We start from the raw sequence: 9,816 nt of genomic DNA on the forward strand, positions 1-9,816 counted from the left end.
CTGAGCACCACGCTGATTATCACTGCCTCGCTTATCTCAAAAGAAACAACAAAAACTTAGATGTAAGTTGTAAAAAAAAGCCTGCATGACATAATCACGCAGGCTTTTTAATATGTTAACATGGAAACAACTTTTGTTTTTCCAAGAAGTCTAATCGTTTAGCGCTATTATTGCATATCGAACAAATGCTTTTCAGCATGGTAAGATGAACGAACCAAAGGTCCGGATTCAACATATTTGAATCCCATTTCCAAACCAATTTGTTTATATTTTTCAAATTGAGCAGGTGTGATAAATTCGATAACGGGATGATGTGCTTTCGTTGGCTGTAAGTATTGTCCAAGCGTCAAAATATGAACACCAACATTATATAAGTCTTGCATTGCTTCAATGACGTCTTCTTCCGTTTCACCGAGACCAAGCATAATGCCTGATTTTGTACGAAGGCCTGCTTCGGAAATCCGACGCAAACATTCCAAAGAACGATCATATTTCGCCTGGATACGTACTTCTCTAGTTAGACGGCGAACTGTTTCCAGATTATGAGAGACCACTTCTGGACGGACAGCAATGACACGATCTAAATTATCCCATTGACCTTTAAAATCCGGCAATAACGTTTCCAGTGTTGTCTCAGGACTCTCTCTACGAATGGCATTTATTGTTTCTGCCCAAATTGTGGAACCACCATCTTTCAGATCATCACGATCCACAGAAGTGATGACACAGTGTTTTACCTGCATCAATTTCACGGAGTTAGCTACCCTGTTTGGTTCATCCAAATCAACAGCCAAAGGACGGCCTGTTGCTACAGCACAAAACGAACATGAACGTGTACAGATATTACCCAATATCATGAAGGTCGCTGTTCCTGCCCCCCAACACTCCCCCATATTAGGGCAATTTCCACTCTCACAAATCGTATGCAATTTGTGCTCATCTACAAGACTTCTGACATGTCTATACTCTTTACCAACAGGCAATTTGACACGCAACCAATCAGGCTTGCGTTGTGCAGGAGTTGCCGGAATAACTGGAAGTTCAATCATAGAACAAAGTTAAGGATTAAAAATGTAATTTCTACTGGGCAATTTGTTGGTTTTATATCATAAATACTTATCGAATGACGGCAATAATAGAATAATGAAACAAAAATTAGGATATTTGTGTTGATTATTTGTTAATCTAACGACTTTACTATGCGACTGAGCCGATCTTTATCCTTCTTATTTCTTGGGGGAGCCTGCATTTTTGGTGTGCAGGCCCAAACTAATTTTGATCTAATTCCCAAACCATCCAAGGTAACTGTAGCGACAGGATTATATGCCATCCCTACACATCCCACAGTTATTATTTCAGATGATTTCCAGGCGACGGCACAACTGCTTACCGAACACCCTGCAATCAAAAGTTTCACCCTTGAAGTGCTAAAGAAAAATAAAAAAGCACCAAAAGAAGGTTTTCGTATTGTAAAGGCTGTTGATGCGGACAACCTCAACAAAAATGCCTATTCGATTCAAATTGATGAAAAAGGTCTTTTACTTAAAGCTTGGGATACGCCACAGGTCATCAATGGGATTTATACCTTGATTCAATTAGGTTACCTACAAGCTGACCCTAACCAAATAGCATTTGCGACAATCGTTGATGAACCTCGTTTTTCCTACCGCGGGCTTCATTTAGACGTTTCCCGTCATTTTATGCCGCTTTCTTTCGTAAAAAAATATATAGACGTCATGGCCATTTATAAGTTCAATAACTTTCATTGGCACTTGACAGATGGAGCCGGTTGGCGGTTGGAGATTAAAAAATATCCTGAATTAACACAAAAGGCCGCCTGGCGAACACATACGCATTGGAAAGATTGGTGGAACAATGGTCGTCAGTATGTAGAAAAAGGAACCCCGAATGCAAGTGGCGGCTTCTATACACAGGAAGAAGCGCGAGAGCTCGTAGATTATGCTGCCCAAAAAGGCATCAATGTCATTCCCGAAATAGAAATGCCCGGACACTCAGAAGAAGTGTTAGCCGTGTATCCCGAACTTTCATGTTCCGGTAAACCCTACAGCCAGAGCGAGTTTTGCATTGGCAATGAAAAAACTTTTGAATTCTTAAAAAACGTATTGGATGAGGTCCTCACCATATTCCCTTCCCAATACATCCACATAGGTGGTGACGAAGCTGAAAAGAAACATTGGGAAAAATGTCCAAAAGACCAGGCCCTGATGCAGAAGGAAGGTTTAAAATCGGTAGATGAGCTACAAAGCTATGCCATTAAACAAATGGATCTGTATTTGCAATCAAAGGGCCGGAAGCTTATTGGTTGGGATGAAATTTTACAGGGCGGACTGACCGAAGGCGCGACAGTGATGAGTTGGCGCGGAGAAGAGGGCGGAATAAAAGCGGCAAATGCAGGTCACGATGTCATTATGACTCCAGGTTCACATCTTTATTTCGATTCCTATCAAACAGATCCAAGGACTCAACCCGAAGCAATTGGAGGCTATCTTACACTTGATAAGGTATATTCCTACGATCCTATTCCAGCTGAAATACAAGCGGATAAAGCCAAACACATCCTTGGAGCACAAGCAAATATATGGACAGAATATGTGCCAACGACCGAGCATGTCGAATATATGGTATTTCCACGCGCCTTGGCCCTATCTGAGATCAATTGGACAACTAAAGAGGCGAAAAGCTGGCCCGACTTTCAACGTCGAATGCAATCACACTACAAACTGCTGCAGGAACTGAATCTGAACTATTATCGTCCTTCATTCAATGTAGCGTATACAGCATCTTATAATCCGATCAAAAACAACAATAGGATTACGCTTACAACCGAGCAACTGAATACAGATCAGATTAGATATACCATTGATAGCAGTGAGCCTACGATTAAGTCTACGCCTTATACCGGACCGTTTGAACTTAGTTCAACAGGACATATCAATGCAGCCTATTTCCAAGATTCGATCAAAATAGGTCCCACATTATCCTTTGATATCGATATTCATCGTGCCATTGGAAAAAAAGTAACTTACAATACACAATGGTCAGGATATCCGGCACAAAAAGACTCAACTTTAACAAATGGAATAACCGGCGGACTCTCTTACCATGACGGTCAATGGCAGGGCTTTACAAGCCCGATTGATGTTATCGTTGATTTAGAACGCAGAGAAGAAATCCATCAGGTGGCCATGAATTTCATGCAAATGATAGGCCCCGGAGTTTATATGCCTGGAGATATGGAGGTTCTGGTTTCTGACAATGGTCGTACATTCCGTTCCATAGGAACAGTGAAAAACGATATATCTGATAAAGAATCCAAATTAACGTTTAAAAGGTTCGAGCTAAAACTCGATAAAGCGCAACAGGCGCGCTATATTAAAATCAAAGCTAGCAACCCCAAAAAGGGATATTTATTTACAGATGAAATTATTGTTTATTAGCCGAATAATAAACAATTTCCGATAATAGTTGGAAATCTATTTCTTACGTTTTCCGACTATTATTACTATTTTCCAAAGCCACTTTTCCAACAAAGATGATTTTATTTTGAAATATTCTTAAAATAAATACTTCATTTTCAAAATTTAAAATGTAACTTTGCACTCCGACAAAGCAGTCGGAATGACCCTTCCCCATGAGCTATTTTTGATTGTCTTTGCTCAGATTTACAATAGGAAATTTAATTTTTTGAACTAGATATAATGCCAAGAAACACTTCCATTAAGTCGGTTTTAATCATCGGATCAGGTCCCATCGTTATCGGTCAAGCTTGTGAATTTGATTATTCTGGATCTCAAGCATCCCTTTCATTGAAAGAAGAAGGTATTGAAGTATCCATCATCAACTCTAACCCTGCAACAATCATGACGGACAAAGTTGTTGCAGACAATGTCTACTTACTTCCATTAACTTGCGAAAGTATTGAAGAGGTATTGCAAAAACACAATATCGACGCTGTGCTTCCTACGATGGGTGGTCAGACCGCTTTGAACCTATGTATCGAAGCCTCTAACCGCGGTATCTGGGAAAAATACAACGTGCGCGTAATCGGTGTTGATGTTGCTGCCATTGAAAAAACTGAAAACCGTGAAGAATTCCGTCAATTAATGGTTGATATCGGTGTAGGTGTTGCAAAATCCAAAATTGCAAACTCTTTCCTTGAAGGTAAAGAAGCTGCACAAGAAATTGGTTATCCTCTTGTTATACGTCCTTCCTATACCCTAGCAGGTACCGGCGGTGGATTTGTGCACAGAAAGGAAGATTTTGACGCTGCTTTAAACAGAGGTTTGCATGCTTCACCAACACATGAAGTTTTGGTAGAACAAGCCGTATTGGGTTGGAAAGAATTCGAGTTGGAATTACTTCGCGATACCAACGACAATGTCATCATTATCTGTACCATTGAGAACTTTGACCCAATGGGTATCCACACCGGAGACTCCATCACAGTTGCACCAGGTATGACATTATCAGACAAGTGCTACCAAGATATGCGTAATCAAGCGATCTTGATGATGCGTTCGATTGGTAACTTCGCCGGTGGATGTAACGTTCAGTTCTCTGTTAATCCAGAAAATGAAGAAATTATTGCGATCGAAATCAATCCACGTGTATCACGTTCTTCAGCTTTAGCATCAAAAGCAACTGGTTACCCAATTGCAAAAATTGCGGCTAAATTAGCCATCGGATACAACTTGGACGAGTTGCAAAATCAGATTACAAAAACAACCTCAGCATATTTCGAACCAACGCTAGATTATGTTATCGTAAAAATCCCGCGTTTCAACTTTGACAAATTCAAAGGTGCAAACAAGGAATTAGGCCTTCAGATGAAAGCTGTAGGTGAAGTGATGGCGATTGGCCGTACATTCATCGAAGCTTTGCAAAAAGCGTGTCAGTCTCTTGAAACTGGTCGTGCAGGTTTAGGTGCTGATGGTCGTCAATGGAGAAATCTAGACGAGATCATGGATAGCCTAGAGCATCCAAGTGGTGACCGTCTATTCCATATCAAAGATGCATTCGAATTAGGCGTTCCATTGGAGTCCATCCGTAAAGCAACACGTATCGACAAATGGTTCTTAGTACAGATTCAAGAATTGGTACACCTAGAGCAAGAATTACGTCGTTATCAGTTAAATAACATTCCACGTGATTTTTTCATGACCTTGAAACAAAAAGGTTATTCAGATGTTCAGATCGCTTGGTTATTAGGTAATGTAACAGAAGATCAAGTATACGATCGCCGTAAAGAACTAGGTATCAACCGCGTTTACAAAATGGTCGATACCTGTGCCGCGGAATTCCCTGCGCAGACCCCATATTACTATTCGACATTTGAAGAAGAAAATGAATCCATCTCTTCAGATAGAAAGAAAATCATTGTCTTAGGTTCAGGTCCAAACCGGATCGGTCAGGGTATCGAGTTCGATTACTCCTGTGTGCACGGCTTATTGGCAGCAAAAGAATGTGGTTACGAAGCAATCATGGTGAACTGTAACCCGGAGACTGTATCTACGGACTTCAATATGGCCGATAAATTATATTTCGAGCCTGTATTCTGGGAACATGTACGTGAGATCATCGAATTGGAAAAACCAGAAGGAGTTATCGTTCAATTGGGCGGACAGACAGCACTTAAAATGGCAGAACGCTTAGAACAACTTGGTGTAAAAATCATCGGTACATCATTTGAAAACATGGACTTAGCCGAAGACCGTGGTCGTTTCTCCGACTTATTAAAAGAACTTGAAATTCCTTATCCAAAATATGGTGTAGCGACTTCAGCAGAAGAAGCTTTACAAGTAGCAAACGAAGTCGGTTACCCGGTATTGGTTCGTCCTTCATATGTATTGGGTGGACAAGGCATGAGCATCGTCATTAATGACGAAGACCTGGAAAAAGCGGTAGTTAACCTATTGAAAAATCTTCCTGGAAATCACATCTTGATCGATCACTTCCTGGATCGTGCTGAAGAGGCGGAATCAGATTCAATCTGTGATGGTGAAGATGTACATATCATCGGTATGATGGAACACATCGAGCCAGCTGGTATTCACTCGGGAGACTCTTCGGCAGTATTGCCTCCTTTTGGTCTATCACAAGCTGTTCAGGATAAGATGGAAGAATACTCGATCAAATTAGCGAAAGCATTGAACGTACGCGGCTTATTAAACATTCAGTTCGCTGTCAAAGGTGAGAATGTTTATGTCATCGAGGCTAACCCACGTGCATCTCGTACTGTTCCGTTTATAGCGAAAGCATACGATGTTCCTTACATCAACATCGCTACAAAGGTCATGCTGGGTGCGAATAAATTGAAGGACTTCACAATCGAGCGCAAATTGCAGGGTTACGCGATTAAAGAACCTGTATTCTCCTTCAATAAATTCCCTGAGGTAGATAAACAATTGGGACCTGAAATGAAATCAACAGGTGAAGCCATCCGCTTTATCAAAGATCTTCAGGATCCATATTTCAGAGAGTTGTATAATCAAAAATCAATGTTCTTGAATGCCCAATAAGGCATCACTATAAAATAGAAAAGGCTTGCAAATGCAAGCCTTTTCTATTTTATATCTTTTACACATCGGAAACCGACATTATTTGTCGGGCTATTTACCTCACCTTTACCTCGGCTTCCCGCTTTATAGCGTTCACAATATTGATCATTGCAGAGAAACGATCCGCCCCGTTGGACACGTTTCTCGAGATTAGGCTCTTGTGGATCGTAGGAATTCTCCGGTCCTGTAGGATTTGAGACGACGCTATTCTTATAGTAGTCCGGTCTATAGTAGTCCGAACACCATTCCCAGACATTTCCTTCCATATCATAAAGTCCCAATGCGTTCGCCGGAAAGGATTTCACTGGAGCAGCACCTTCATAGCCATCCTCCTTTGAATCTTCAACAGGAAATTTCCCCTGATAGATATTGGCCGTCCATTTCCCCTTTGGTTTCAAATCCTTCCCCCAATAGTACAGATCTTCATTCGTATCCTTACGGGAGCGGGCTGCATATTCCCATTCCGCTTCTGTAGGCAATCGTTTCCCCGCCCATTTTGCATAAGCAGCGGCATCTTCGTAGGCGACTTGAACAACTGGATAATTCATTTTATCTTCTATTGAACTATTGGGACCTTCAGGATGCTGCCAATTTGCGCCGGGAACGTATTCCCACCACATCAAATAGTTATTTAAAGAGCTGAGTTCTTTAGGTTTTGAAAATACCGCTGATCCGGGAACGAGCATATTCGGATCCACGCCGGGAAAATCTTTCGGGTCAAGTTTTCGCTCAGCGACTGTTACATAACCTGTTTCTTTTACAAATTGTGCAAATTGCGCATTTGTCACCTCATGTTCATCCATATAGAATGAATTAAGTTCCACAGCATGTACAGGCTTACTATCTTCGAAATTCGAACTTCCCATCAGAAATTTACCTCCTTCAATTAAAACCATCTTGCCAACCGCGGAATTGCTTTGTTTAGCCAACTGAGCTTTGATCATTCCTGCTCGGGTAGGTATATTTTCGCCCACACAACATGAGAGGGTGTCATTTGTGGAAAATATCGATAGGCAGGTAACTAGTGTTAGATTGATTAACATACCTAAAGATAAACATAAAAGGGGAACAATAAAATGTTCCCCTTTCAATTATTGCCTTAGCTATAGATTTTATACATCCAATTGTACATTTTCCTTTTTAGCATTTTTTGAGCGAATAGGTGTATTACCACCGCCCTTTAATGTGATATCCACAGGATTATTATTCTTCCATGCGCCTTTTGTAAAATCGGGTACAGCTACGGTCTTGCAGTTCTTTTCAACCGATTCAAAGCTCAAAGGCACGATACAGCTCCATGAAGCAGCATCATACACATCTTGATCCAATGGCAAACCGTTACGTAGACAGTCGATTAGGCGCCAATCCATCATAAAGTCCATACCCCCGTGGCCGCCGACTTCTTTGGCTTTGTCACCGATATACTTAACTAACTCTGGCGTATATTTATCATATAATTCTTTGAGCTTCTCCTCCTTAATGAATTCATGGCCAAATGCAATATGCTCAGTTGGATATTTTTGGGCAAAACCTTTTGTACCGCTTAACGTATGTAGTCTTGAATATGGTCTAGGTGAAGTAACATCATGTTGTAACATAATTGTTTTTCCTTTGGCAGTACGGATCAATGTCGTATTCATATTGCCACGGTATTTCTTTCCGACAAATTCCTGAAAGAACGGATCCTTGGCTGCAAGCTCCTTCGCCTTCTCGCCCATCATAAAATCGTTGGATGACATCGCTACTAGATGGTCCATTTTATCGCCTCTATTAATGTTTAAACATTGTGCGACAGGTCCAAGTCCATGAGTTGGGTATAAGTTACCATTATATTTAATATTTTCCCTTAGACGCCACATATTATCGTAACCATTTTTTGAGAAATTTAAATCCAATAAATCATGAATATAGGCACCTTCACCGTGAATTAGTTCACCAAATAAACCTTGACGGGCCATATTTAATGTCAGCATTTCAAAAAAATCGTAACAGCAATTCTCCAACATCATACAATGTTTTTTTGTTGCTTCAGATGTTTTGACCACTTCCCAACAATCCTTAATTGTCAAAGCAATTGGCACTTCACAAGCGACATGGTTACCCGCTTTCATAGCTGCTACACTCATAAGTGCGTGGTAGTCCCAGGGTGTACAGATATAGACCAAATCCAACTTTTCTTCCTTCAATAGTGACTTCCAGCCATCTTCTCCAGAATATGATTTTGCGGCTTTCAAACCTTTCGAAGTAAGAATCCTCTGTGCTTTCTCAACCCGCTCCGGATGTTTATCACAAAGGGCGACAATTTCACAACCTTCGATAAAAGATAATCGTTCCACTGCACCGGGACCACGCATCCCTAATCCAATGACGGCAACTTTCACTTTATCAATTTTGGGTGCAGCATAACCACACATATTAAATGCATCTGCTGTTGCATTGGCATTAACCAAAGTAGGAAGTGAAACAGCCAGTGACGATAAAATCCCGGCCTTTTTTAAAAAATCTCTTCTAGAATCCATAATTTAAAGTTCATGTAAATTTAAAGGGACCAAATGGTCCCTCTAAAAAATCACCTATTTTAAAACAAACTAAACAGTCAATAAGAAAAATCCATTTTGGATTTGGATTTATACTTGGTTCTAACTAAAGAACTTAATCTCTATAACAATAATATAACACTTTTCTCAAAATAAAAAATCAAAATTTAAAGCAATCGTTTGTCTAATCTACACAAACGATTGCTTTAATCTCCTGCAATTGAGATTTTTCAGCAAAAGTATGGTGCTTAGACAAATACAACCTGTCAATTTTATAGAAGAAATATAAAATATGCCCCCGAGGTAAATATATCTACTCTATTTATGGATCTCTATGATTAGGTATTCTCGTTTGGATTATGCCATCTGCAAAGATCGTCAAACCCTGTTATACCATCAAAACTCCAGAGGGACTGCTGTTGCTGATGCGACTGCTGGTGTCCTTGCTGTTACCCTTGCTGCTACAACTATTGCTTTTACAGTTATTGCCGCTACGGTTTTGTTGGTTTTACGGCTGCTGTTGCCCTTGCTCCTAAACGATTGTCCAATAATCCTGTTGCAGGAATAAAGGGACTGTACGGAACTTCCCATCCAGCCCTGTTGGCTGCCCGCAGAAAAGCAGGAGAAGAGTAAAGTATCAAACGAAAGAAGCCCTTGACTGTTTCCAGCAAGGGCTTCCGTGTAAAAAAAGGCACCGACCT

General features: G+C 40.6%; 6 protein-coding genes. 2 read left to right on the forward strand and 4 right to left on the reverse strand.

What is annotated here, in order from left to right:
- Positions 1-167: 167 nt before the first annotated feature.
- Positions 168-1,049 carry a lipoyl synthase gene (lipA, locus tag ACK8HY_RS18685; protein ID WP_077438024.1) on the reverse strand — a complete coding sequence of 294 codons (882 nt, stop codon included), beginning with the start codon at positions 1,047-1,049 and terminating at the stop codon, positions 168-170.
- 150 nt (positions 1,050-1,199) lie between these two features.
- Here lipA and ACK8HY_RS18690 point away from each other — a divergent pair, with 150 nt between their 5' ends.
- Both ACK8HY_RS18690 and carB read left to right on the forward strand, forming a co-directional pair.
- Positions 1,200-3,458 carry a family 20 glycosylhydrolase gene (locus ACK8HY_RS18690; protein WP_416134456.1) on the forward strand — a complete coding sequence of 753 codons (2,259 nt, stop codon included), beginning with the start codon at positions 1,200-1,202 and terminating at the stop codon, positions 3,456-3,458.
- A gap of 261 nt (positions 3,459-3,719) precedes the next feature.
- Positions 3,720-6,539: a carbamoyl-phosphate synthase large subunit gene (gene carB, locus ACK8HY_RS18695; protein WP_077438026.1), complete on the forward strand. Its 2,820-nt coding sequence runs from the start codon at positions 3,720-3,722 to the stop codon at positions 6,537-6,539.
- A 44-nt stretch (positions 6,540-6,583) separates the two neighbouring features.
- On the opposite strand, the gene ACK8HY_RS18700 is transcribed toward carB, so the two are convergent.
- The 3 genes from ACK8HY_RS18700 to ACK8HY_RS18710 all read right to left on the reverse strand — a co-directional run.
- On the reverse strand, positions 6,584-7,522 hold the full coding sequence (locus tag ACK8HY_RS18700; protein ID WP_416134457.1) for a formylglycine-generating enzyme family protein: 939 nt from the start codon (positions 7,520-7,522) through the stop codon (positions 6,584-6,586).
- Between the two features lie 168 nt (positions 7,523-7,690).
- Complete coding sequence (locus ACK8HY_RS18705) at positions 7,691-9,097, reverse strand: Gfo/Idh/MocA family protein (protein ID WP_416134458.1); 1,407 nt, start codon at positions 9,095-9,097, stop codon at positions 7,691-7,693.
- 509 nt (positions 9,098-9,606) lie between these two features.
- On the reverse strand, positions 9,607-9,816 hold a 210-nt coding region (locus ACK8HY_RS18710; protein WP_416134459.1), incomplete at its 5' end, for a hypothetical protein.

The organism is Sphingobacterium sp. NGMCC 1.201703, assembly GCF_047784615.1.
GTDB lineage: Bacteria > Bacteroidota > Bacteroidia > Sphingobacteriales > Sphingobacteriaceae > Sphingobacterium.

Coding starts and splice junctions, on each gene's coding strand:
- lipA (WP_077438024.1), bottom strand. CDS start 1,049: ATGATTGAACTTCCAGTTATTCCGGCAACTCCTGCACAACGCAAGCCT.
- ACK8HY_RS18690 (WP_416134456.1), top strand. CDS start 1,200: ATGCGACTGAGCCGATCTTTATCCTTCTTATTTCTTGGGGGAGCCTGC.
- carB (WP_077438026.1), top strand. CDS start 3,720: ATGCCAAGAAACACTTCCATTAAGTCGGTTTTAATCATCGGATCAGGT.
- ACK8HY_RS18700 (WP_416134457.1), bottom strand. CDS start 7,522: ATGATCAAAGCTCAGTTGGCTAAACAAAGCAATTCCGCGGTTGGCAAG.
- ACK8HY_RS18705 (WP_416134458.1), bottom strand. CDS start 9,097: ATGGATTCTAGAAGAGATTTTTTAAAAAAGGCCGGGATTTTATCGTCA.